Source organism: Nonomuraea wenchangensis (assembly GCF_900111685.1).
GTDB classification, from domain to species: Bacteria; Actinomycetota; Actinomycetes; order Streptosporangiales; family Streptosporangiaceae; genus Nonomuraea; species Nonomuraea wenchangensis.
This window is the reverse complement of record NZ_FOHX01000017.1, coordinates 187,966-209,817: the sequence shown is the minus strand read 5'-3', so window position 1 is coordinate 209,817 and position 21,852 is coordinate 187,966. Positions and strand designations below refer to the sequence as shown.

25 protein-coding genes and 1 tRNA gene are annotated in these 21,852 nt (G+C 70.8%); 12 read left to right on the top strand and 14 right to left on the bottom strand.

Annotation, left to right across the window (positions count from 1 at the left end):
* Positions 1-29: 29 nt before the first annotated feature.
* From BMW85_RS38020 to BMW85_RS38010, 3 genes are all read left to right on the top strand, one after another.
* Positions 30-755: a response regulator transcription factor gene (locus BMW85_RS38020; protein WP_281249658.1), complete on the top strand. Its 726-nt coding sequence runs from the start codon at positions 30-32 to the stop codon at positions 753-755.
* On the top strand, positions 752-2,200 hold the full coding sequence (locus BMW85_RS38015) for a sensor histidine kinase (protein ID WP_091091518.1): 1,449 nt from the start codon (positions 752-754) through the stop codon (positions 2,198-2,200). The genes BMW85_RS38020 and BMW85_RS38015 overlap by 4 nt, the downstream gene beginning before the upstream one ends.
* Positions 2,201-2,303: 103 nt before the next feature.
* Positions 2,304-3,458, top strand: coding sequence for a serine hydrolase domain-containing protein (locus BMW85_RS38010; protein WP_245775293.1), 1,155 nt, complete (start codon positions 2,304-2,306; stop codon positions 3,456-3,458).
* A gap of 17 nt (positions 3,459-3,475) precedes the next feature.
* Here the strand turns inward: BMW85_RS38010 and BMW85_RS38005 are convergent, their stop codons facing one another.
* From BMW85_RS38005 to BMW85_RS37985, 5 genes are all read right to left on the bottom strand, one after another.
* Positions 3,476-4,669 (bottom strand): MFS transporter, encoded by a 1,194-nt coding sequence (locus tag BMW85_RS38005; protein WP_091091515.1) that lies wholly within the window; start codon positions 4,667-4,669, stop codon positions 3,476-3,478.
* Entirely contained in the window at positions 4,666-5,538 is an 873-nt protein-coding gene (gene blaOXA / locus BMW85_RS38000) for a class D beta-lactamase (protein WP_091091509.1), read from the bottom strand. The genes BMW85_RS38005 and blaOXA overlap by 4 nt, the downstream gene beginning before the upstream one ends.
* Before the next feature lie 115 nt (positions 5,539-5,653).
* Complete coding sequence (locus BMW85_RS37995) at positions 5,654-6,043, bottom strand: hypothetical protein (protein ID WP_091091508.1); 390 nt, start codon at positions 6,041-6,043, stop codon at positions 5,654-5,656.
* A gap of 166 nt (positions 6,044-6,209) precedes the next feature.
* Positions 6,210-6,283: transfer RNA gene (locus BMW85_RS37990), tRNA-Pro, on the bottom strand.
* A 66-nt stretch (positions 6,284-6,349) separates the two neighbouring features.
* The gene (locus tag BMW85_RS37985; protein WP_091091627.1) at positions 6,350-7,216 is read right to left on the bottom strand and encodes a metallophosphoesterase; all 867 of its coding nucleotides are present in this window, start codon (positions 7,214-7,216) and stop codon (positions 6,350-6,352) included.
* An 89-nt stretch (positions 7,217-7,305) separates the two neighbouring features.
* Here BMW85_RS37985 and BMW85_RS37980 point away from each other — a divergent pair, with 89 nt between their 5' ends.
* A complete protein-coding gene (locus tag BMW85_RS37980; RefSeq protein ID WP_091091624.1) occupies positions 7,306-7,764 on the top strand; it encodes a GatB/YqeY domain-containing protein in 459 nt (152 codons plus the stop codon).
* A gap of 245 nt (positions 7,765-8,009) precedes the next feature.
* Here BMW85_RS37980 and BMW85_RS37975 read toward each other — a convergent pair whose 3' ends face one another.
* A complete protein-coding gene (locus tag BMW85_RS37975) occupies positions 8,010-10,244 on the bottom strand; it encodes a transglycosylase domain-containing protein (protein WP_342743483.1) in 2,235 nt (744 codons plus the stop codon).
* A gap of 288 nt (positions 10,245-10,532) precedes the next feature.
* On the opposite strand from BMW85_RS37975, the gene BMW85_RS37970 reads away from it, so the two are divergent.
* The gene (locus BMW85_RS37970; protein WP_020542548.1) at positions 10,533-10,829 is read left to right on the top strand and encodes a WhiB family transcriptional regulator; all 297 of its coding nucleotides are present in this window, start codon (positions 10,533-10,535) and stop codon (positions 10,827-10,829) included.
* 95 nt (positions 10,830-10,924) lie between these two features.
* Here the strand turns inward: BMW85_RS37970 and bagB are convergent, their stop codons facing one another.
* Both bagB and bagA read right to left on the bottom strand, forming a co-directional pair.
* The gene (gene bagB, locus BMW85_RS37965) at positions 10,925-12,052 is read right to left on the bottom strand and encodes an ATPase BagB (RefSeq protein ID WP_091091505.1); all 1,128 of its coding nucleotides are present in this window, start codon (positions 12,050-12,052) and stop codon (positions 10,925-10,927) included.
* The gene (gene bagA, locus BMW85_RS37960; RefSeq protein WP_245775292.1) at positions 12,049-13,050 is read right to left on the bottom strand and encodes an ATPase BagA; all 1,002 of its coding nucleotides are present in this window, start codon (positions 13,048-13,050) and stop codon (positions 12,049-12,051) included. Before bagA ends, bagB begins: the two co-directional genes overlap by 4 nt.
* Before the next feature lie 77 nt (positions 13,051-13,127).
* Here bagA and sp36 point away from each other — a divergent pair, with 77 nt between their 5' ends.
* The 4 genes from sp36 to BMW85_RS37945 are packed head-to-tail and all read left to right on the top strand — an operon-like array spanning position 13,128 to position 15,391.
* Complete coding sequence (sp36, locus tag BMW85_RS49990; protein WP_177241086.1) at positions 13,128-13,283, top strand: Sp36 family protein; 156 nt, start codon at positions 13,128-13,130, stop codon at positions 13,281-13,283.
* Positions 13,283-13,741, top strand: a complete 459-nt coding sequence (locus BMW85_RS37955; protein ID WP_397032357.1) for a RidA family protein — start codon at positions 13,283-13,285, stop codon at positions 13,739-13,741. The genes sp36 and BMW85_RS37955 overlap by 1 nt, the downstream gene beginning before the upstream one ends.
* Before the next feature lie 55 nt (positions 13,742-13,796).
* Positions 13,797-14,600 (top strand): NUDIX hydrolase, encoded by an 804-nt coding sequence (locus BMW85_RS37950; RefSeq protein ID WP_091091499.1) that lies wholly within the window; start codon positions 13,797-13,799, stop codon positions 14,598-14,600.
* On the top strand, positions 14,597-15,391 hold the full coding sequence (locus BMW85_RS37945; protein WP_091091496.1) for an MBL fold metallo-hydrolase: 795 nt from the start codon (positions 14,597-14,599) through the stop codon (positions 15,389-15,391). The genes BMW85_RS37950 and BMW85_RS37945 overlap by 4 nt, the downstream gene beginning before the upstream one ends.
* On the opposite strand, the gene BMW85_RS37940 is transcribed toward BMW85_RS37945, so the two are convergent.
* Entirely contained in the window at positions 15,373-16,053 is a 681-nt protein-coding gene (locus tag BMW85_RS37940; RefSeq protein ID WP_020542555.1) for a Crp/Fnr family transcriptional regulator, read from the bottom strand. The genes BMW85_RS37945 and BMW85_RS37940 overlap by 19 nt on opposite strands.
* A 128-nt stretch (positions 16,054-16,181) precedes the next feature.
* On the bottom strand, positions 16,182-16,628 hold the full coding sequence (locus tag BMW85_RS37935) for a hypothetical protein (protein ID WP_091091493.1): 447 nt from the start codon (positions 16,626-16,628) through the stop codon (positions 16,182-16,184).
* An 88-nt stretch (positions 16,629-16,716) separates the two neighbouring features.
* On the opposite strand from BMW85_RS37935, the gene nth reads away from it, so the two are divergent.
* Together nth and BMW85_RS37925 are read left to right on the top strand one after the other, a co-directional pair.
* Positions 16,717-17,439, top strand: a complete 723-nt coding sequence (nth, locus tag BMW85_RS37930; protein WP_091091491.1) for an endonuclease III — start codon at positions 16,717-16,719, stop codon at positions 17,437-17,439.
* A gap of 44 nt (positions 17,440-17,483) precedes the next feature.
* The gene (locus tag BMW85_RS37925; RefSeq protein WP_091091489.1) at positions 17,484-18,134 is read left to right on the top strand and encodes an NUDIX hydrolase; all 651 of its coding nucleotides are present in this window, start codon (positions 17,484-17,486) and stop codon (positions 18,132-18,134) included.
* Positions 18,135-18,146: 12 nt separating this feature from the next.
* On the opposite strand, the gene BMW85_RS37920 is transcribed toward BMW85_RS37925, so the two are convergent.
* On the bottom strand, positions 18,147-18,659 hold the full coding sequence (locus BMW85_RS37920) for a HEAT repeat domain-containing protein (RefSeq protein WP_091091487.1): 513 nt from the start codon (positions 18,657-18,659) through the stop codon (positions 18,147-18,149).
* 81 nt (positions 18,660-18,740) lie between these two features.
* Here BMW85_RS37920 and BMW85_RS37915 point away from each other — a divergent pair, with 81 nt between their 5' ends.
* Complete coding sequence (locus BMW85_RS37915; RefSeq protein WP_091091484.1) at positions 18,741-19,931, top strand: MarP family serine protease; 1,191 nt, start codon at positions 18,741-18,743, stop codon at positions 19,929-19,931.
* A gap of 4 nt (positions 19,932-19,935) precedes the next feature.
* Here BMW85_RS37915 and BMW85_RS37910 read toward each other — a convergent pair whose 3' ends face one another.
* From BMW85_RS37910 to BMW85_RS37900, 3 genes are read right to left on the bottom strand one after another with little or no spacing between them, the layout of a single operon-like run.
* Positions 19,936-20,379 (bottom strand): DUF309 domain-containing protein, encoded by a 444-nt coding sequence (locus tag BMW85_RS37910; protein WP_091091482.1) that lies wholly within the window; start codon positions 20,377-20,379, stop codon positions 19,936-19,938.
* 26 nt (positions 20,380-20,405) lie between these two features.
* On the bottom strand, positions 20,406-21,326 hold the full coding sequence (locus tag BMW85_RS37905; RefSeq protein ID WP_091091479.1) for an alpha/beta fold hydrolase: 921 nt from the start codon (positions 21,324-21,326) through the stop codon (positions 20,406-20,408).
* The gene (locus BMW85_RS37900; RefSeq protein ID WP_091091476.1) at positions 21,316-21,783 is read right to left on the bottom strand and encodes a phage holin family protein; all 468 of its coding nucleotides are present in this window, start codon (positions 21,781-21,783) and stop codon (positions 21,316-21,318) included. Before BMW85_RS37900 ends, BMW85_RS37905 begins: the two co-directional genes overlap by 11 nt.
* Between the last annotated feature and the right edge of the window lie 69 nt (positions 21,784-21,852).

The following is a 21,852-nucleotide window of genomic DNA, read 5'->3' as shown; positions in this document are numbered from 1 at the left end:
GTCTCCGGGGGCAGCGTATGACGGCCTACATGGCCGAATCGATGACGCACGGGGAGACGTCGATGGGGGAGTATCGCATTCTCGCGGTTGACGACGATCCCGCGATCCTGCGCTCGCTGCGGCGAGGGCTTCGCCTGGAAGGCTTCGACGTCCGGACGGCCGGGTCCGGGCCGACGGCGCTGGAGATCGCGGAGAGCGAGTCGCCGGACGCGATCGTGCTGGATGTGTCGATGCCCGGGATGTCCGGCATCGAGGTGTGCGCGCGGCTACGGCAGCGGAGGGCGGAGGTGCCCGTGCTCATGCTCTCCGCGCTGGACGAGGTCGCCGACCGCGTGGCCGGCTTGGCGGCGGGCGCCGACGACTACGTGGTCAAGCCCTATGACCTCAGGGAACTGGCGCTGCGGTTACGGGCCCTGCTGCGGCGTACGGGCCGCGTGGCGGCCGGCGACGAGACGGTACGCGTAGGGCCGTTGTCCGTCGATCCCGCCACCCGGCGCGTGACCATGAACGGGCGGCGGGTCGAGCTGACCCGGCGCGAGTTCGAGCTGCTGGAGGTGCTCGCGCTCAACGCCGGAATCGTCCTGACCCGGCAGGTGCTGCTGGAGCGGGTGTGGGGCTACGACTTCGAGGTGACCGACAACGCCGTGGACACCTTCGTCGGGTATCTGCGGCGCAAGCTGGAGGCGGAGGGCGAACCGCGGATGGTGCACACCGTACGCGGGGTCGGCTTCGTGCTGCGGGACGACCCCGCGTGAGGCTGTCCACCCGGTTCGTGGTGTGCCTGGCGGCGGTCGTGCCGCTGCTGGTGCTGCTCGCGGGGGTGCTGGTGCTGGGCCTGGTGAGCGCCGATCTGCGTGCCGAACGCGACCGGAGACTGGAGGCACGGCTCAGCGCGCTGACCCCGATGGCCAAGACGTACGCCTGGACCCATCAGCTCAGACCGTGGACGCGCCCGGACTTTCTCGCCCAGCGACTGACCGGTGCCGCGCTGGGCGCCGACGACCCGGGTGGAGTGGTGGTGGACGTGTCCGGCACCGAGGCGCTCGTCATCGGGGACACGCCGCGCTGCCGGCCCGCCCCCACCGTGGACGGCCCCGGCGGCTACACGGAGGGGGAGCGCCGGTGGCGGTACGTCGCCGCGGATCTCGGCCCTGCCGGTAGCCTCGCCCGGGTCTGGGTGTTCGAGCCGGAACAGCTCCTTGAGCGGCAGATCGCGCTGCTCCGGCGCCGTCTGGGCGGCGTGACGCTGATCGCGGCGCTGGCCGGGGTCGGAGCAGGGCTCGTGCTCGGGCGGTTCGCGGTGCATCCCCTGGTGGTGCTGCGACGGCAGGCCCGCGAGCTCGGCCGGTCGGCGCCAGGAACGGTGCGGCTGGGCACCGCCTCCCGGGTCACCGAGATCGACGAACTGGCCGCCCTGCTCAACGAGTCGCTGGCCCGGCGCGACGAGGCCGTCAGCCGTACCGGAGAGGCGCTGGAGATCGCCCGTGCCTTCGCCGCGACCGTGGCGCACGAGCTGCGGACACCACTGACCAGCATGGGCACCAACCTCGGCCTGCTGCGTCATCCTGGCCTGGAGCCGAACGACCAGGCCGGGATCATCGCCGACCTGGAGGGGGAGCACCTGCGCCTGCAACGGCTGATCACTCTGCTGCGCGGGCTCGCCCGTGGCGAGCTCGCAGACACCACGACGTTCACCGACATCGATCTGGCCGACGTCGTCGCGGACGCGGTCGACGACGCGCGCCGGCGCCATCCGGGAGTGACGATCATCCTGGCGGAGTCGGTCCCGGCACGGGTGCGAGGCTGGGAGGAAGGACTGCGCGTGATCGTGGACAACCTGCTCGACAACGCGGCGATTCACGGGGCGGACGAGGCAGGGCAGGTCGAGATCACGCTGACGCTGACGACCGAGAGAACCGTCGTGGCGCTGTCCGTACGGGATCGTGGGAGGGGGATCGCGGTCACCGAACGGGAGAAGGTCTTCGACCGGTTCCACCGTGGGGCGGCCGGCTCGGGCTCCGGACTCGGGCTCACGCTGGTACGGCAGCAGGCGAGGCTGCACGGGGGCGAGGTCGAGGTGACGGATCCTGAGGACGGACCTGGCACGCGCTTCGTGGTACGCCTACCAGCGGCGGGAGGCGAGCAAGAGCCTGGGGGGAGGGCGCATCGCGGTGCCTGGCTGGCGGTGTCCCGGGGCTGACGGAGACGACTCGGCTCCGTTCCCAGAAATATGCCAAGAAGATACGCCAGCCTCTCGTGGCGACACGCGGGCACGTGGCCCGCGACCGTTCACAGGAGGGAACGTGTCCCACCCCAGCACCGCTCGCCGCCGACCGAGACACACAGGGAGACTGGCGGCCGCCGCCCTGGCGGTGGCCACCGCCGTGCTCCCCTTGAGCGCCCTTGAACCGGCCTCCGCCGCCCAGGTCAGCGTGGAGACGGCGTCGGCGTACCTGATCGGCGCCGACCAGGTACGCCCGTCGGACAACCCGGTCGTGTTGCGCAGCGCACCGAGAAAGCTCGCGGTGACCTACACCCACAAGGGAGAGGAACGTACGCTCGACGACTTCCTCACGGCCACCAGGACCAACGGCTTCGTCGTCCTGGACGGCCAGGACATCGTCCTCGAACGCTACGTCGGCGCCAACCGTGACATGCGGTTCCAGTCCTGGTCGATGGCGAAGTCCTTCACCTCGGCGGCGATCGGCATAGCCCTGGGCGAGGGGCACATCCGCTCGATCGACGACCCGGTGACCCGGTATCTGCCCGAGTTGAAGGGCTCCGGTTTCGACGGCGTGAGCATCAGGAACCTGCTGCGCATGTCCTCGGGCATCGAGTGGGAGGAGACCAAGGGAGCGCCGCAGCTGCAGGCCCTCGCGCAGCGCGGGCGGCCGCTGAAGAATTTCGCGGCGCGGCAGAAGCGCGGCTGGAAACCGGGCAGCAGGTTCGAGTACACCAGCGTCAACTCCTTCGTGCTCGCCCGGCTCATCGGGCAGACGACGGGCATGCCTTACCACCGGTACGTCCAGGAGAAGATCTGGAAGCCGGCGGGGATGGAGTCGTCCGTCCTGATCGGCAACGACTCCTCCGGCGACAACCTCGGCTACTGCTGCTTCCATGCCACCGACCGTGATTTCGCCCGCTTCGGCCTGCTCTACCTGCGGGGCGGCAAGGCGCACGGCAAGCAGGTCGTTCCCGCTTCCTGGGTGCGGCGCTCGACCAAGCCGTCCGCCTCCTTCAACGAACGGTACGGCCTGCACTGGTGGCTGGGCGGCGGCGGCGAGAAGGACTACATGGCGGCCGGGTTCGGTGGCCAGCACATCTACGTCTCGCCGAAGCATGACGTGGTCATCGTCAAGTCGGTCATCTCAACACCTGGCGGCCAGATCGACCTGGACGAGGCATTCACCGCCTTCCGCGCCGTGGCCGCGGAGGTGGCGCGCACCCGTACAAACTGATCGAAGGACCGGCGCGGTCACGGGAGACGCGCCTGCGCCGCGTCCCGGGCATCGATCGCCTGTCCGGGGTGTGGGCGGGCGCAGGCCGCCGCGGCGCAGGCGATCAACGCCAGGACGACCAGCGCCGCCGTCGCCCCGCCCGGCCCCCGGTCGAACGACCAGCCCACGGCGATGCCGCCGGCGAACGCGAACAGCCCCGAGAGGAACGTCTGTACGCCCAGGTATGCCCCGAAACGCGTCGGCGGAGCGAGCCGGGCGATCGTCTGGAACACCGCCGGTTGCAGCAGTCCGTCGGCGAGCCCGTGCAGCGCGGCCACCAACACGAGGCCCGTCAGCGCGCCGCCCGCGCCGACAGCGAGCAGCAGATGGCCGGCGGCGGCGAACAGCAGCCCAGCGCGCAGCACGCCGGGCCGGTCGGCGCGGCCCGGCACCGCGCACCACGGCTGGACCATGGCCGACACCATGGCGAGCACACAGACGAACACGGTCACCGCTCCCGCGTCCACGCCGCTGAGCGGCACCACCACCGACGCCTGGTCCGTCACCAGCATCGCGGGCGTCGACACGACCGCGAACCCCAGGAAGACCCGGTCCCGCAGCACCGTCCGCACCCCGGAGACCACCCCGCTCACGGCCCGGACGGGCGGGCCGTGCCGTAGCAGTGCGAACAGGAAGGCCGCACCGAGCCACAGCGCGGCCGCGGTGAGCCCCACCAGCCAGTAGCCGACGTTCAACAGCGCCAGCCCGAGCGCCGGGCCGAGCACCGCCGCGATCTGCAACGTCACCGTGTATGCCGCGTACCCGCGCGCCCTCCGCCGTTCGGCGAGCCCGGCCAGCAGCGACTGCGCCGCCGGATGGAACAGCGCCCCGCCCGTGCCCAGCAGCACAGCCGCGACGACCAGCCAGGGCAGCGAGGACACGGTGCCCAGCAGCGCGAACCCGGCCGCGCGCAGCAGGCACGCCAGTACGCCTATCCGCACCGGGCCGAGCACGTCCACCAGCGCGCCGACCGGCAGCGACAGCGTGTGCTGCACGAGATTGCGCAGCGCCAGCACCAGGCCGATCAGCCCGGCGGCCAGCCCCAGATCGACCTTGAGGTGGAGGACGACATGCGCCATCGCCGCGAAGTAGCCCAGGGAGATGGCGGCCTGGATGGCGACGACCACGACGACCGTGTGACGGTCGCCGTGGTCGGGGAGGGGCTTGGTCACGCCGTGGGCAGCACGTTCAGCCGGTGCAGCAGCTCACGCGCGAGGGTGGCGCGCTTGGCGGCGTCGCCGTCCTTGGCGATGTCCATGTTCAGCGCGAACGTGTACACGCGTCCGCCGCGTTCGACCCACCCGGTCCACCAGCCCGTGCCGGGGCCGGGGGCGTTCTGCCAGCCTGACTTGGCGTACAGCGCGTACCCGTCCTTCTCCTCCTGCTTGATCAGGTCGTGGACGGTGCGCTGGTGCTCACGCGAGGCGGGCAGGCGCAGGGCGGCCAGCCGTTCCATGAACCTGGTCTGTTCCACCGCCGAGATCTTCAGCGGGCCGTCCAGCCAGAACCGGTCCACCACCGTCCCGGTCTGCCGGTTGCCGTAGTGCAGCCGGTGCAGCCACTGCCGTTCGCGCTGGAGGCCGATGCGGCGGGCGATCACCTGGAACGCCGCCGCGTTGGACACACGGACGGCCTCCCGCATGCTCATGTCCTGCTCCCACTCGGGGAACGGCTGCGGCGTGCCGTCCCAGGGGATCACCTCGTCGGGGCTCTTGACCACGCCGGTCTCCAGAGCGACCAGCGCGTGCGGGACCTTGAAACTGGAGGCGGGCACCATCGGCTTCTCGGCGCGCCGGCGGTCCACCACGGTCACCTTCTTGGACGACACGTCCAGCAACGCGAACGTGCCTCGCACCTTCGCCGTGTCGAACACCGCGCGCAGATCATCGCGTACGACGGTACCCGGCCTGACCTCATGGGCCGCCGCGACCATGGCGCCGTGGGTGGTGGCACCGTACGCGGGGGCGCCGCAGAGAGTGAGCGAGACGAGCACGGCGGCGCCGAGCCCGGAGCGTAGGACCTGCGGGATCGTCTTCTTCATGCGCAGAGGCCATCACAGGACATCGTTACTGTCCAATACTGATATTGATGGAAGACCGATATTCGAATGCATATCACCGCAGTTCAGAGCCCTTGTTCAGGGACCTGAGGAGCCTTCACCAGCAGCGTGGGTCCCCGATGCCGGAGGAAATCGTGCTGACGGCGACCGACACCTGGTCGCTCGACACCTGCCAGGCGATGACGCTCAGCTCCGAGAAGTGCGCGTCGGTCCGCATGAAGGGGGCCGCCTCGTAGTACCGCTTGATCTCCTCGGCTGGGCGATCGGTGCGGAGCCTGAAGGCGAAGTCGGCCCAGCAGTCGCCGGAGTCCCCGGTCACGGGCCCCTGAGGTTCCCATGAGAGGAACGTCGTGCTCGGTGGCAACGGATGCTCCCGGGCTCGATCCGCGAGGCTCGCCAGGCGGTGATCGTTGATCCACCGGGGGGCCATCGCGGCGGCGTACACCAGGAGGAAAAGCGTGGCGACGATGGCCACCACGAGCAACACCCGCCTCAGAGCAGACGGCCGGGAAGTCTCACCCACAGGTCGCACCCGCCGATGGTCGCACAGGAGCCGGCCGGCCTGCTCGGCTCGCGTGGTCACGCAGCCGGTCACTGGAGAGACGAGAAAGACCGCTTCCGATCTTCGGAAGCGGTCTGTCTGTGGCAATGTGTCGGGGTGGCGGGATTTGAACCCACGACCTCTTCGTCCCGAACGAAGCGCGCTGCCAAGCTGCGCTACACCCCGGTGCACGCGCCGATCGGTGCGTACCTGGAAAAGTCTAGCGGACTCCCAAGGTGGTTGTGACCGCCTTTAGGCGCGGCGCGGGACGAGGGTGAGGAGGGACGCCTCCGGGAAGCAGGCGAAGCGGGCCGGGGCGTACGGCGAGGTGCCGAGGCCGGCCGAGACGTGCAGCCAGGAGCCGTCGTGGCGGCTCAGGCCCTTCACCCTGGCCCGGTCGATGCCGCAGTTGGTGACCAGGGCGCCGTAGAAGGGGACGCAGAGCTGGCCGCCGTGCGTGTGGCCGGCGAGCAGGAGCTGGTAGCCGTCGGCGGCGAAGAGGCTCATGTTGCGCGGCTCGGGGGAGTGCATGACGCCGAGGCGGAGGTCGGCGTCGGCGGGGGCCGGGCCGGCGACCAGGTCGTAGCGGTCGCGGGAGATGTGGGAGTCGTGGATGCCGGCCACGGCCACGTCGAGGTCGCCGACCTTGATGCGGGCCGTGGTGTTGTTCATGTCGAGCCAGCCCTCGGCGGCCATCCCGGCGCCCAGCTCCTCCCAAGGGAGGTTGGGTACGTGCTGGCGGCGCTCGTTCTTGGAGGTGCGCCAGAGGTAGCGGGCCGGGTTCTTCGGCTTGGGGGCGTAGAGGTCGTTGGAGCCGTAGACGAACAGGCCCGGACGGGAGAGCAGGGGCTCCAGGGCGTGGAGGAGCGCGGGGACGGCGTCCGGGTGGGCGATGGAGTCGCCGGTGTTGACGACCAGGTCGGGCTTGAGCTCGCCCAGCGAGCGGACCCACGTGATGAGCATCGAGCGGCGTGGCGTCAGATGCAGGTCGGACAGGTGGAGGATGCGCACCGGGCGCTGGCCGCGCTCCAGGACGGGCACGTCGAAGCGGCGCAACCGGAACCAGTTGCGCTCGACCACGGACGCGTAACCCAGCCCGGCCAGGCCGAGACCGAACATGGACAGGGGCACTGCGACGGCTTTCCTCACCCACTCATGATGCCCGACATCGGGCACGAGGTGTCCGCGCAGACGGCAAGATGGACCGCATGAGCGCATTGAAGGACAAGCTGAAGGCCGACCTCACGGCCTCGATGAAGAGCCGCGACGAGGTACGTCTCCGTACGATCCGGATGGCTTTGGCGGCGGTCAACGTCGAGGAGGTCGCCGGCAAGGAGGCCAGGGAGCTTTCCGACGACGAGGTCATCAAGGTCCTCACGAAGGAGGCGAAGAAGCGGAAGGAGGCGGCCGAGGCGTTCGGCAACGCCGGGCGCGCCGAGCAGGCGCAGGCGGAGCTGGACGAGCAGGCGGTGCTGGAGGAGTACCTTCCCGCGCAGCTGTCCGACGAGGAGCTGGTCGTGCTCGTGGACGCGGCGATCGCGGAGACGGGCGCGTCCGGGCCGCAGGCCATGGGGCAGGTCATGAAGGCCGTGAATCCGAAGGTCGCGGGCAGGGCCGAGGGCGGGCGGGTCGCCGCCACGGTGCGCACCCGCCTCGCCGCCCAATAGCCCCAGCAGCTCAATAGCCCCAGCAGCTCAATAGCCCCAGCAGCTCAATAGCCCCAGCAGCTCAATAGCCCCAGCAGCTCGACAGCCCCACAGCCTCACAGCCCTCGAAGGGTCCAGGGAGGCTTCGCGGTGGCTGGGAGCACCTTTGGGGGCAGGAAGGGCGTTGCGGCGCTTCTGGGCGGTTCTGTGGCGGCCACAGGGCCTCCTGGCGATGACAGGAGGCCCAGGCTCAGGAACCCCAGGGGTCAGTTGCCGCCGAAGCCCGGCACGATGATCGGCCCGGCGTCGCCGCCGCGTCCCCGCCCGCGCCCGTTGTCGTCGCGCCCGCGCCCGTCGCCGAACCCCCGGTCGTCGTTGCCCGGCGGGTTGAAGATGTCGAACGGGTTGTCGCGGTCGCCCGGCTTCCTGTCGTCCTTCTTCTTCTTGGGCTTGGGCGCGCAGTGGTCGGTGCACCCGCCGAAGCGCGAGCGGTCCACCGGCGTGAAGTCGACCGGTTCGACGCCCTTCAGCGCCCCGATCATGGCGTCCTTCCAGATGCGCCCGGAGATCGACGCGCCGTACACGTACGAGTAGTAGCGCCCGCCGATGGTGATGCCGATCAGCTCGTGGTTCGCGGCGCCGCGCGGGTCGCCGAGCGAGACGGCCGAGGCCAGGTTGGGGGTGTAGCCGGCGAACCACGCGGACATGTAGTTGTCCGTCGTGCCGGTCTTGCCGGCCGCGTCCCGTCCGATGCCGCCGACCTCGGTCATCGTGCCCTTGGTGAACACCCCGGACAGGATGCCGCTGACCGCGTCGGCGACCTTCTCCTCCAGCACCTGGGAGCACTTCGGTTTGTACTGCTTGACCTTGCCGTTGCGGTCGGTGATCTCGGTGATCGCGAGCGGCTTGCAGTACTTGCCGCGCGAGCCGAACACCGCGTACGAGCTGGCGATCGTCACCGGGTCGACCTCGTTGACACCCAGCGTGAACGTCTCCACCTCCGACAGCTTGTTGCCGTCGGCCCGCTTGACGCCGAGCTTCTTGGCCATCTTGACCGTGTCGCAGAGCCCGACCTTCTGCTCCAGCCGCAGGAAGAAGGTGTTGACCGAGCCCCAGGTGCCGGTCTCCAGGGTCTTGAAGCCGCCGCCGCCCTCGCTGGAGTTCGTGACGGTGTGGTTGGGGTCGCCGACGTTCTCGCCCTTGCAGTTCTTGAACGTGCTGTAGGCGTCGGCCTTGTAGCCGGCGGGGGCGGGGAAGCCGTCGCCGTACTTCAGCCCCTCCTCCAGGGCCGCGGCCAGCGTGTAGACCTTGGCCGTCGAGCCCTGCTGGAACCCGCGGCCGCCGCCGTGCGCGGCGTCGGCCACGATGTTGTAGCTCATCTCGTTCTTCTTCTTGCTCCCGCCGAACTTGCGCGAGGCGGCCATCGCCTTGATCTCGCCGGTGCCGGGAACGACCATGGCCTGCGAGGCCACGGGCTTGTCCTTGGTGGACACGTACTTCTTGATCGCCTTCTCGGAGGCGGCCTGCATCTTGGGGTCGATCGTGGTCTTGATGGTCAGGCCGCCCCGCTGCAGCAGCTTCCTGCGCTCGTCGGGGTTCTTGCCGAACTCCTCGTTGTTGAGGATCTCGTACTGGACGTAGAGGCAGAAGTACGGGTATTTGCTCTCCTCGCAGCCGCCCGGGAACTCGACGTCCTTGTAGCCGAGCTTCTTCTCCTTGGCCGCGGCGGCGTCCTGCGCCGAGATCTTGCCGATCTCGACCATCCGGTCGAGCACGGTGTTGCGCCGCTGCAGCAGCCGCTCGCGGGACTCGGGGCCGACGTTGGGGTCGGTGCGCGCCGGGTTCTGGACGGCGCCGGCCAGCGTGGCGGCCTCGGCGAGGTTGAGCTTGGAGGCGGGCTTGTCGAAGAAGCGCCTGGCGGCGGCCTGGATGCCGTGGGCTCCGGCGCCGAAGTAGGCGATGTTGAGGTATTTCTCCAGGATCTGGTCCTTGGAGTACTTCTTCTCGATCGCCATCGCGTAGCGCAGCTCGGACAGCTTGCGGGAGACCGTGGGGGCGATGGCCGCGGCCTGCGCCTCCGGCGTCTCGGCGGCGTTGACCAGCACCTGCTTGACGTACTGCTGGGTGATCGAGGAGCCGCCCTGCGTCACGCCGCCCTTGGTGAGGTTCTTCACCAGCGCTCTGGCGGTTCCCTCCACATCGATCGGCCCGTGCTGGTAGAAACGGAAGTCCTCGATCGCGATCAGCGCCTCGCGCATGATCGGCGCTACTTGGTCGAGGGTCACCGACTGGCGGTTCTCGTAGTAGAAGAGCGCGATCTGCTTGCCGTTGGCGTCGAGGATCTTTGTGCGTTCGGGAAGAGGCGGCTCGTCCAGCTCTTCCGGCTTGAGGTTGAGCCCCTCCAGCGCGCTCTTGGTCGACATCCCGGCACCGCCGACCGCGGGCAGGGCCACCGCGGCCGCGAGCACCCCGGCCGCGGTCGCGGCGATGATCAGTCGCACGAGGGCCAGAACGGGATTGGGTCGATCTTTGCGCTGCGCTTGCACGGTACCAAGGGTACGTCCAAAGGCTAACCGAATCGGTAGCCGCGCCACATTTCACCTTGACTGGGCCAGGTGACTAGTCATTCCCGGTCAACAGGGCCGCGAGAAATTGGTCCTCTGGGGTCTGTCGGCCCGAACGTCTCGTTGCGTACGTTCTCCCTGCGGCAACTGAATAACGGAGGCTCGGCGCCCGCGCCCGTCGGCCCCAAATGACGACTGACCACCTAAGGGGAGTGGGGTCGAAAAATGTGGATCACGGATTGGACCTCCCGTGCCGCCTGTAAAGGTGCGGATCCGGATGCCCTGTTCGTGCAGGGCGCCGCGCAGAACAGGGCGAAGCTCATCTGCCGGGGTTGCCCGGTCCGTACCGAGTGCCTCGCCGATGCGCTGGACAACCGCATCGAGTTCGGGGTGTGGGGCGGTATGACCGAACGCGAACGACGTGCGCTGCTACGGCGGCGTCCCGACGTCGACTCGTGGCGAGAGCTGCTCGAGTCGGCGAAAGAAGAGTACGAGCGAACCAACGAGCTGATCGCGGGCTGATCCGGCCCGGCGAGCCGAGAGCGTTGACGTACGGCCGGCGCCGTCCGCCGGCCGTACTCCCATGAGACTCCCGGGAGATTCCCCGGGAAGAGCGGCTACGCGCTCGCCAGCAGCTCCCCGATCTGCCGCAGACCGGTCAGATCGTGGACGTCCTCCGACATGGCGCGGACCTTCGCCATCGGCACCGTGGGATGTGCCGTGACGAAGTGCTCCCGTTCGCGGTTCTCGCGAGCGGCGAGCTGCATCCGACCGGCGTGCAGCCGCAGCACGGCGGCGGTCAGCTCGTGCTCGCCCTTGGACTCCAGGTCCTCGGCCGCGGCGGCACTCCGCGCCGCTGAGAGCGCGGCGGCGGGGGACGTGTGCACCCGGTTGACCACCAGGCCGGCCAGGGGCATACGTTCCTCGGCCAGCCGCTCGACGAAGTACGAAGCCTCGCGCATGGCGTCGCGCTCCGGCGCGGCGACCACGAGGAAGGCCGTCCCAGGTGCCTGGAGCAGCTGGTAAGTCATCTCGGCCCGCTGCCTGAACCCGCCGAAGACGGCGTCCAGCGCGGAGACGAACGTCTGCAGGTCCTTGATGACCTGAGCGCCGAGCAGCTTGGTCAGCGCCCCGGCCATCAGCCCGAACCCGGCGTTGAGCAGCTTGAACGCGCTGCGGCCCCCGACCTTGGCCGGAGCCGTCAGCAGCCGGATGAACCGGCCGTCCAAGAACCTCCCGAGCCTCTCGGGCGCGTCCAGGAAGTCCAGCGCCGAGCGCGACGGCGGCGTGTCGACCACGATGAGGTCCCACTCGTCGGAGCGGCGGAGCTGGCCCAGCTTCTCCATCGCCATGTACTCCTGGGTGCCGGCGAAGCTGGAGGACAGCGACTGGTAGAAGGGGTTCGACAGGATCTGGCCGGCCCGCTCGGGGTCGGCGTGCGCCTCGATGATCTCGTCGAACGTGCGCTTCATGTCGAGCATCATCGCGAACAGCTGCCCGCCGTCCTCCGACTCGTGGATCAGGCGCGGGGTGTTGTCGAGCTCGCTGAGCCCCATCGACTGCGCCAGGCGCCGCGCGGGGTCCACGGTCAGCACGACCGCGCACCGGCCGCGTTCGGCGGCCCGCAGCCCGAGCGCCGCGGCGGTCGTGGTCTTGCCCACGCCGCCCGCGCCGCAGCAGACGATGATCCGGGTGCCGGGGTCGTCGAGGATGGCGTCGATGTCCAGCCGGGCGGGCTTCTTCACGCTGCTCCCTGGGTGCGGATGGTCTCGGCCAGCTCGTACAGGCCGGCCAGGTCGACGCCGTCGGCGAGGAGCGGCAGCTCGAAGCTCGGCAGCCCGGCCTCGGCCAGGGACTCGCGCTCGGTGCGCTCCAGCTCGGTGCGGTGGGCGTGCTCGACGACCTCCTCGGCGAGCGCCTCGGCCAGCGCCGTGGCCTCCGCGCCGTCGGCCAGGCCGGCCGCCTTCAGCCCGAGCACGAGCTCGGCGGCGTCGAAGTGGCCCGTGGCGGCCTGGTCGAGCGCGGACTGCGGGAGCTGCGACTCGCGCACCATGTTGACGAAGATGCCGCCCGGCGGCAGGCCCGCGGAGCGCAGCTCGGCGACGCCGTCCAGGGTCTCCTGGACCGGCATCTCCTCCAGCACGGTCACGAAGTGCACGGCGGTCTCCGGGCTCTTCACGACGCTGCTGACCAGCTCGGAGTGGTTCTTGATCGGCCCCACCCTGGCGAGCCCGGCGACCTCCTGGGTGACGTTGAGGAAGCGGGTGATGCGGCCGGTGGGCGGCGCGTCCAGCACGACCGCGTCGTAGACCCGGCGGCCGTTGCGGTTGCGCCGGCGTACGGCCTCGGTGGTCTTGCCGGTGACCAGCACGTCACGGAAGCCGGGGGCGATGGTGGTGGCGAAGTCCACGATGCCCATCTTGCTCAGCGCGCGGCCGGCCCGGCGCATGCCGTAGAACATCTCCAGGTATTCGAGCATGGCGTCTTCGGGGTCGATCGCCAGCGCGTACACGTCGCCGCCGGAGGGCGCGACGGCGATGCGGCGCTCCTCGTACGGCAACGGCGGCAGGTCGAAGATCTGCGCGATGCCCTGCCTGGCCTCCACCTCGACGAGCAGCACCTTCTTGCCGCCCGAGGCCAGGGCGAGCGCGAGGGCGGCGGCGACGGTCGTCTTGCCCGTGCCGCCCTTGCCGGTGACGACGTGCAGCCGCACGTCCGCCCATTCCGTGTGCGGAGAATCCACGCTTCGAGGCTACCGAACGGTTACTTGTCGAAAGCCGGTGACCACCCTTTGAGATTGCTCACACTACTCTGACCCTCATGAAGAAATGGGAGTACCTCACAGCCCCCGTGCTCATCCACAACACCAAGATGATCCTGGACAACTTCGGCTCCGACGGCTGGGAGCTGGTCCAGATCGTGCAGGGCGCCACGCCCGAGCAGCTCGTCGCCTACTTCAAGAGGGAGAAGCCGTGATGACGCCGGAGCAGAAGCTGACGGAGCTGGGGCTGACGCTGCCCGAGGTGGTCAAGCCCGTGGCGGCGTACGTGCCGACGGTGCGTACGGGCAACCTCGTCTACACCTCCGGCCAGGTGCCGGTGGTCGAGGGCAAGCCGGCGGCGACCGGCAAGCTGGGCGGCGAGGTCACCCTGGAGCAGGGCTACGAGATGGCCCGCATCTGCGCGCTCAACGCCCTCGCCGCGCTGAAGGCCGAGGTGGGCGACCTCGCGAAGATCGTACGGATCGTCAAGGTCGTCGTGTTCGTCGCGAGCGTCCCGACGTTCACCGACCAGCCCAAGGTCGGCAACGGCGCCAGCGACCTGCTGGGCGAGGTGCTGGGCGAGGCGGGCAAGCACGCGCGCAGCGCCGTGGGCGTGGCCGCGCTCCCGCTGGACGTTCCGGTCGAGGTGGAGCTGATCGCCGAAGTCGGCTGAGCGGAGATATGTCACCATGACCGAGTGATGTTCTAGAGGAGGTCATGTGACCGGAATGCCGCTTCCAGCCGAGCTCGCCACGCGGGCCAGGGATCTCATCGCCGGGAGGATCGAGCCGGTGACCCCGCGGGACGCCGCCACGGTGGTGATCCTGCGGGACGGCCCCGGCGGGCCGCGGACCTACCTGCTCCGGCGCAAGGCCACCATGGCCTTCGCGGCCGGCGCGTACGTCTTCCCCGGCGGGTCGGTGGACGCCCGCGACACCGACCAGGCCGTGGCGTGGGCCGGCCCGTCGCCCGCCGAGTGGGGCGCCGCCTTCCGCGTCGGTGAGCAACTCGCGAGGGGCCTGGTGTGCGCGGCCGTACGCGAGACGTTCGAGGAGTCGGGGGTGCTGCTGGCCGGCCCCGACGCCGGCTCGGTCGTCGCCGACACCACCGGCGACGACTGGGAGGCCGACCGGCTGGCGTTGATCGACCGCAGCCTCGCCTTCGCCGACTTCCTGGCGCGGAGAGGGCTGGTGCTCCGCTCCGACCTGCTCAAGCCGTGGGCCCACTGGATCACGCCGGAGATCGAGCGGCGCCGCTTCGACACCCGGTTCTTCGTGGCCGTGCTGCCCGAGGGGCAGCGCACCCGCGACGTGGGCGGCGAGGCCGACAAGGTGGTCTGGACGCGGCCCGCGCAGGCCGTCGAGCAGGCGCGCCAGGGAGAGATCTTCCTCATGCCGCCGACGCACCGCACCCTGAGCGAGCTTTCGGCGTACGGGAGCGTGGCCGAGGTGCTGGCCGCCACCCGCGACATCGTGACCATCCTGCCGAAGGCCGTGGAGGTCGAGGGCGAGATGCGGCTGGTGACCACGTGAGCGGGCTGCGCATCCCGCTCGACGGCGGCCCCGACGGGGCCCGCACCGAGCACGCGGTCAACGTCCTCGCCCCCAACCCCGGCATCATGACGCTCGACGGCACCAACACGTGGCTCATCGGCGAGGGCGAGGAGACGATCGTCGTCGATCCGGGCCCGGACGACGCCGGCCACCTGGAGCGGGTGCGCGCCCACCTCGACGGCCGCCGCGTCACCGAGATCCTGCTGACCCACGGGCACTTCGACCACAGCGGCGGCGCCCGCTCCTTCGCCGCGCTGGTGAACGCCCCCGTCCGTGCCCTCGACCCGCGGCACCGGCTCGGCGGCGAGGGGCTGGCCGACGGCGACGTGGTCAAGGTCGGCGGCCTGGAGGTGCACGTCCACGGCACGCCCGGCCACTCGTTCGACTCGCTGTGCTTCTGGCTGCCGCAGGACCGCGCGATGCTGACCGGCGACACCGTGCTCGGCCGCGGCACCACGATCATCGCCGACGACGGCGGCCTGGCCGACTACCTGCGCAGCCTCGACCGGCTGAGGGAGGCGGCCGAGCGCCTGGAGGCGAGGGCGCTGCTGCCGGGGCACGGCCCCGTGCTGACCGACCCCGTCGCGGCGCTCGACGGCTATCTCGCGCACCGGCGCGAGCGGCTGGACCAGATCAGGGCGGCGCAGGCGCAGGGGGCACGCACCCCGCGCGAGATCGTCCGCGTCGTCTACGCCGACGTGGACCGTTCGCTCTGGCCCGCCGCCGAGATGTCGGTGCGGGCCCAGCTCGACTATCTGGAGCGGTTGTAGAGGCGGTCGGTGTCGAGGATCACCACGGCCTTGGCCTCGATGCGCAACCAGCCGCGCTGGGCGAAGTCGGCCAGCGCCTTGTTGACCGTCTCGCGGGAGGCGCCGACGAGCTGGGCCAGCTCCTCCTGGGTGAGGTCGTGGTGGACCCGCAGGCCGTCCTCGGTCTTGGTGCCGAACCGCTCGGCGAGGTCGAGCAGCTGCTTGGCCACCCGGCCGGGCACGTCGGTGAAGACCAGGTCGGCCAGCACGTCGTTGGTGCGGCGCAGGCGCTGCGCGAGCGCGCGCAGCAGGTGCAGAGCCACCTCGGGACGGCCGGTGAGCCAGGGACGCAGGTCGTCGTGGCCGAGGCCCGCCAGCCGCACCTCGGTCAGCGCCGTCGCCGTGGCCGTGCGCGGGCGCGGGTCGAACAGCGACAGCTCGCCGAACATCTCGCTCGGCCCCAGCACGCTCAGCAGGTTCTCCCGGCCGTCCGGGGACGTGCGGGAGAGCTTGATCTTGCCTTCGAGCACGACGTAGAGGCGGTCGCCCGTCTCGTTCTCGTGGAAGAGCGTCTGCCCCTTGGAGAGCTGGACCTCGGTGATGCTCGTCCGCAGCGCCGCGGCGCTCTCGCGGTCGAGCGCGGCGAACAGGGGGGCCTTGCCCAGCACATCGTCGGTGTTCACTCTGCCTCCTCTGCTGCCATTGTGACTCACCCCACTCAAGGCGGCACACACAGGTTATGGGAATGCCGGAGTGTTCTGGCTCGTCCGGGTACGTCGAGTCCAGGGGGAAAGTTACCGGAAGCTCCGGTTCAGCAGGCCAGCAGGTCGTCCACGGAGGCCATCGCATTCGCCACCGACTGGCCGAGGAGAACACGCAGGACATCGGCGGCGCGCGGGCGAGCCGTCCAGTCGGGACGGCGGCACTGGGCGACCGCGAGACGCAGCGCCGGCGGGAGTGCGTACGGATCGCCGTCGCGGACGCCGGTCGCCGCGAAGACCATCAGATCGGCCCAGGCCCGTACGTCGTCGGCCACCGCGCCCTCGTACGCCGCCGCCGACGGCGTCCAGCCGATGAACACCTGACCGTGCGCGCCGAGCGCCACGCTGTCCTCGCTCAGCCGCAGCCCCGCGACCCCGCGCGCGTGCAGCCGCGCCATCGTCGCGGCGCAGGCCAGCGCCAGCCGGTGCAGCGCCGGCCCGCGCAGCGGCCCCGAGCTCCGGACGAACTCCGCCACCGTCGCGCCCTGACCGCCCATGGTCGTCCACCCCTCCCGCGTCGCCAGGTTGTACGACGTCCCGGCGTCCGGGGTTCAAGCACCGGCGGAACCTTCTACCCTTGCGGTCATGGCGACGAAAGCGGCGGGGCGCAAGCCGGAGACCCAGCTCGCACTCGTACGGCGGGCGCGCAGGATGAACCGCGTCCTGGCCGAGACCTACCCGGACGCCCACTGTGAGCTCGACTTCCGCAACCCCCTGGAGCTGCTGGTCGCCACGATCCTGTCCGCGCAGTGCACCGACAAACGGGTCAACATGGTGACCCCCGTCCTCTTCGCGAAATATCCGACGGTCGAGGACTATGCCGCCGCCGACCGGTCGGAGATGGAGGACATCATCCGCTCGACCGGCTTCTTCCGCGCCAAGACCAACAGCATCATCGGCATGGCCCAGGCCGTGTGCGAGCGCTACGGCGGCGAGGTGCCCGGCCGGCTGAAGGACCTGGTGACCCTGCCGGGCGTCGGCCGCAAGACCGCCAACGTGGTGCTCGGCAACGCCTTCGACGTCCCCGGGCTCACCGTCGACACCCACTTCCAGCGCCTGGTGCGGCGGTTCGGCTGGACCGAGGAGACCGACCCCGTCAAGATCGAGCACGTGGTGGGCGAGCTGCTGCCGCGCCGCGAGTGGACGATCTTCTCCCACCGGGTCATCTGGCACGGCCGGCGCATCTGCCACGCCCGGCGCCCGGCCTGCGGCGTCTGCCCGCTCGCCGCGCTCTGCCCGTCGTTCGGCACCGGGCCGACGTCCGAGGCCGAGGCGCGCAAGCTCGTCAGGCCCGGCCCCTTCTCCTGACGGCACAGGGGAAGCAGCAGGAGCCCCGGCGTGTTGGAGGATGCGTGACACAAGTCCCCCATTGGCTGATCCGCCTGGCGGACCAGTCCCAGCGGCTCAGCGTCCCCCGATACCTGCGGCCGCCCGACGGACGCGGCCGGCTCGCGGCGGTGCTCATGCTGTTCGGCGAGGGGCCGCACGGCCCCGACGTGCTGCTCATCCAGCGCAGCAGACGCGGGCGCAGACATCCGGGCCAGCCCGCGTTCCCCGGCGGCGGCGTGGACCCCGAGGACGGCGGCCCCGTCGAGGCGGCGCTGCGCGAGGCCGAGGAGGAGACCGGGGCCGACCCGCGCGGGGTGCACGTGCTCGGCACCCTGCCCGAGCTCTACCTCCGCCACAGCGACAACCGGGTCACGCCCGTCGTCGCCTGGTGGCGGCAGCCGTCGGCGGTGCACGCGGCCTCACCCGACGAGGTCGACTCGGTCGAGCGGGTGCCGATCGCCGAGCTGGTCGATCCGGCCAACCGGTTCACGCTGCGGCTGCCCACCGGTGACGCCGGGCCGGCGTTCCAGGTGCGGGGGATGCTCGTGTGGGGGTTCACCGCGATGGTGCTCGACCGCACGCTGGGCGCGGGCGGGCTCGACCGGCCGTGGGACAGCTCGCGGGTGACGGAGATGCCGCTGGAGACCCTGGTCCGCGCCGAGCGCGGGGCCTAAGGGCCTGACGCTCTAACGGGCCGACCGCAGCGCGACCCCGAGTGAGGCCCATCCGGCCACGTCGGCGTCGTCGTCGGCGGCCAGCGTCCGCAGCGCGGCCAGGCCGGACGGGTCCGGCGGGTCGCCGAGCACGTGCTGGAGCGCGTACGCGGCCCCGTAGCGCACCCGGGGGTCGCGGTGCGCGGCCAGCTCGATCACGGACGGCAGCGAGCGCGGGTCGGCGAGGTGCCCGAAGGCGATCAGCACCGAATAGAGCACCATGGCGTCGTCCTCGCTGGCCGCGAGGTAGCGCAGCACCGGCAGCGTACGGTCGGTGAACGGCCGCAGCATCCCCATGATGTCCACCCCGAGCAGCCGCTCGGTGACGTTGTCCGCGGCGCACAGCCGGCGGGCCTCGATGAACGACTCCAGGTCGCCGCGCTGGCGCAGCACGGAGATCACGTGCCAGCGCAGCGGGCCGTCAGGATCGCTGTCCCGCAGCGCGGCCTCGATGAGCTCGCGAACTGTTCCCTCGGCCTGCGGCATAGCGCCAAGGTAGCCAGGAGGGTGACGCTGTCCTGGCCGAAGACGTGCACGCTTGACCTTATCCGTGGATACCTTTGAAGCGTGCGCGGTGATCTGCTTGACCTCATCCTGATCGGCCTCGTGGTCGCCTTCGGCATCTCGGGTTACCGCCAGGGCTTCATCATCGGGGCGATGAGCTTCGTGGGGTTTGTCGGCGGCGCCGTGCTCGGGGTCTTCATCGCGCCCCCCGTCTCCCGTGCCGTGGTCGACGGCGACACGCCGCAGGCGCTGCTGGCCATCGTGATCGTGTTCCTGTCCGCGACGATCGGGCAGTTCGCCTCCTCGACGATCGGCGCGGTCGTGCGCAGCCACGTGACGTGGGAGCCGGCGAAGGTGGCCGACGCGGTCGGCGGCACATTCGCCAGCGCGCTGTCGGTGCTGGTCATCGCCTGGCTGATCGGCTCGCTGATCGTCTCCACGTCGTTCACGCCGCTGGTCGACCAGGTCAAGAACTCCGCGCTGCTCACCACCGTCGACGACGCGATCCCGCAGGCGGCGCGCAACTGGCAGGCGCCGTTCAAGAGGTTCATCGACCGCTCGGAGTTCCCGCCGGTCTTCGACGACATCGGCGCCGGGCAGCTCTTCGACGTGCCGCCGCCCGACCAGAGCGTGCTGCAGGGCAACCGGCTCTCCCGGGCCCGCCGCGCCATCGTCAAGGTGCAGGGCGACGCGCAGAGCTGCAACAAGCACATCGAGGGCACCGGCTTCGTCTACGCCCCCGGCCGCATCATGACCAACGCGCACGTCGTCGCCGGCGTCACCCGCGACCTGGAGATCGTCGACTACAACAACGCCCGCCACCGGGCCACGGTCGTGCGCTACAACCCGCGCCGCGACATCGCCATCCTCTATGTCCCCGGCCTCGACCTGCCCCAGCTCACCTTCGACGGCGAGGGCAGCCGCGGCGACAACGCGATCATCGCAGGCTTCCCCAAGGGCAAGGGCTTCACCGCCGAGCCCGCCCGCATCGGCGGCAAGCTCGACGCCGAGGGCCCCGACATCTACCGCGACACGACGGTGACCCGCAAGGTCTACCAGATCCGCGGCCTCGTGCTCCCCGGCAACTCCGGCGGCCCGCTGCTGACCGTGGACGGCCGCGTGTTCGGCGTGATCTTCGCCGCGGCCGTCAACGAGCAGGAGACCGGCTACGTCCTGACGGCCGAGGAGGTCGCCTCCGACGCCTCGCTCGGCCGCACCGACACCTCGCCGGCCAGCACCCAGAAGTGCGACTGACCGGCTAGCGCGGCAGCTTCTCCAGGATCAGGGCGATCGCCTCGCCGGGGTCGCTGTCCTGGCCCAGGCCGGAGGCGACCTTGCCGACGGCGTCGTACGCGCCGCCGGACGCCTGCACCCGGGCCGCGCCCCGCGCGAACAACGTCAGCGCCCCGCGCCCGTTGCCGCGCTGCAGGTGCGTGAGCCCGACGCAGATCTGCGCGAGGCCCTGCCACAGCTCGCGCTCCTCCTCCGGGGCGCACTTCCACCGGCCCTCGAACACCTCGTGGGCGTGGAACGGCATTCCCTCCGCCAGGAACCGCCGGCCGTCGGCGAGTGCCTGCTCGGCGGTGGGCGCGTAGTCGTCGGGAACCCTCGGCACGCCGGGCGAGCCGTAGGGGAGCGGCCTGCCGTACGCGTCGCGCGGCCGGGCGTTGCGCGGCCGGCCCTCAGGGTCGCGGTCTCTCATGTCTCAGGCTTTCTCGTCGTGCTCGCTCACCGGTCGGGCTCTGGGTCGGCCAGCCAGCCGAGCAGCTCGGTGTCGAACGCGTCGGCGATCTCCTCGTGCGGGAAGTGGCCGGCGCCCTCGAACAGCCGCCATCGGTAGGGGGCGGCGACGTACCGGCTCGATCCCTGGGCGGTGCGGGGCAGCACGCGCGGGTCGAGCGCCCCGTGCAGGTGCAGCGTGGGCGCCTCGATCTCCGTGCGCATGGCTCGGGCGAAGCGCCGCCCGTCGGGCCGGAGCTGCGAGCGGCCGAACCAGCGGTGGTACTCCAGCGCGCAGTGCGCGACGGCCGGGATGCGGAACGCCTCGCGGTAGACCTCCGCCTCCTCGGCCTCCGGCCAGCCAGGACCGGACCAGTCGCGCAGGAACCGGCCGACCAGCGCGCCGCCCTTGCGGGTGAGCCGGTGCTCGGGCAGCAGCGGCACCTGGAAACCGAGCGCCTGCCTGCTGGCCCTGAGCTGCCCCATCGGGTCGGTGAGCAGCGCGTTGCGCAGCCGCAGCGGGTGGGGGGCGGAGACCGCGACCAGCCGGTGCACGCACTTGGGGTCGAGCACGGCCATCGTCCAGGCCAGCAGCCCGCCCCAGTCGTGCCCTACCACGATCGCCCCGGTCTCGCCCAGCGCGCGGATCAGCCCCGCCGCGTCGGCGGCCAGCGTGGGCAGGTCGTAGCCGCGCGGCGGCTTGTCGCTGCCGCCGTAGCCGCGCAGGTCGGCCGCGACCGCCCGGTAGCCGGCCTTCGGCAGCGAGACGAGCTGGTGCCGCCAGGTCCACCAGAACTGCGGGAATCCGTGCAGCAGCAGGACCAGCGGTCCGTCACCGGCCTCCACGACGTGGAAGCGGGTGCCGCCCGCGTGCACCGCGCGGTGCGTCCAGGGGCCCTCGATCTGGACGACCGACTCGTCAGGTCGCATCTCGGGCCACCGGCTCACGATCTCGGGCCGCCGGCCGGCCGTCGGGGGCCGTGGCGGGGAGCGTCGCCGCCTCGTCCTCGGGGGTGGCGATCTCCTTGAGCCCCCTGAGCGACGCCGCGGTGCGCTTCATCCCGGCGAGGCCCTTCAGCCGGCGTACGCCAACGAACACCAGCAGACCCGCGGCCAACAGGTAGAACACGGTCACGATGAGGAAGGCCGCCCAGTAGGGCAGCCACTGGGCCAGCACGAAGGCGATCGTGAAGGAGGCGAGGATCAGGCACAGGTGCGCCATGAACGCCGCGGCGGCGAACAGGCCGCCCGCCATGCCCACCCGCTTGGCGTCGAACCTGAACTCGGCCTTGGCCAGCTCGATCTCCGAGCGGACCAGGGTCGAGATCTGACTGCTCGCCTGGGCGACCAGGGAGCCCAGGGATTCTTCCTCGGGAGTCTGCGGCATGAACGTCTCCTATCGAGGCCCGGGGGCCGTGTCAATCATCATCCAGCGCAGCGCGACGGCCGCGTACCC

What these genes read in the sequence shown, in the direction of transcription:
- BMW85_RS37980 (WP_091091624.1), top strand. Translation starts at nt 7,306, where the DNA reads ATGAGCGCATTGAAGGACAAGCTGAAGGCCGACCTCACGGCCTCGATG.
- BMW85_RS37910 (WP_091091482.1), bottom strand. Translation starts at nt 20,379, where the DNA reads ATGAGAGACCGCGACCCTGAGGGCCGGCCGCGCAACGCCCGGCCGCGC.
- BMW85_RS37900 (WP_091091476.1), bottom strand. Translation starts at nt 21,783, where the DNA reads ATGCCGCAGACTCCCGAGGAAGAATCCCTGGGCTCCCTGGTCGCCCAG.
- BMW85_RS37905 (WP_091091479.1), bottom strand. Translation starts at nt 21,326, where the DNA reads ATGCGACCTGACGAGTCGGTCGTCCAGATCGAGGGCCCCTGGACGCAC.
- BMW85_RS37950 (WP_091091499.1), top strand. Translation starts at nt 13,797, where the DNA reads ATGCCGCTTCCAGCCGAGCTCGCCACGCGGGCCAGGGATCTCATCGCC.
- BMW85_RS37970 (WP_020542548.1), top strand. Translation starts at nt 10,533, where the DNA reads ATGTGGATCACGGATTGGACCTCCCGTGCCGCCTGTAAAGGTGCGGAT.
- sp36 (WP_177241086.1), top strand. Translation starts at nt 13,128, where the DNA reads ATGAAGAAATGGGAGTACCTCACAGCCCCCGTGCTCATCCACAACACC.
- BMW85_RS37920 (WP_091091487.1), bottom strand. Translation starts at nt 18,659, where the DNA reads ATGCCGCAGGCCGAGGGAACAGTTCGCGAGCTCATCGAGGCCGCGCTG.
- blaOXA (WP_091091509.1), bottom strand. Translation starts at nt 5,538, where the DNA reads ATGAAGAAGACGATCCCGCAGGTCCTACGCTCCGGGCTCGGCGCCGCC.
- BMW85_RS37935 (WP_091091493.1), bottom strand. Translation starts at nt 16,628, where the DNA reads ATGGGCGGTCAGGGCGCGACGGTGGCGGAGTTCGTCCGGAGCTCGGGG.
- BMW85_RS37985 (WP_091091627.1), bottom strand. Translation starts at nt 7,216, where the DNA reads ATGTTCGGTCTCGGCCTGGCCGGGCTGGGTTACGCGTCCGTGGTCGAG.
- BMW85_RS37955 (WP_397032357.1), top strand. Translation starts at nt 13,283, where the DNA reads ATGACGCCGGAGCAGAAGCTGACGGAGCTGGGGCTGACGCTGCCCGAG.
- BMW85_RS38020 (WP_281249658.1), top strand. Translation starts at nt 30, where the DNA reads ATGGCCGAATCGATGACGCACGGGGAGACGTCGATGGGGGAGTATCGC.
- nth (WP_091091491.1), top strand. Translation starts at nt 16,717, where the DNA reads ATGGCGACGAAAGCGGCGGGGCGCAAGCCGGAGACCCAGCTCGCACTC.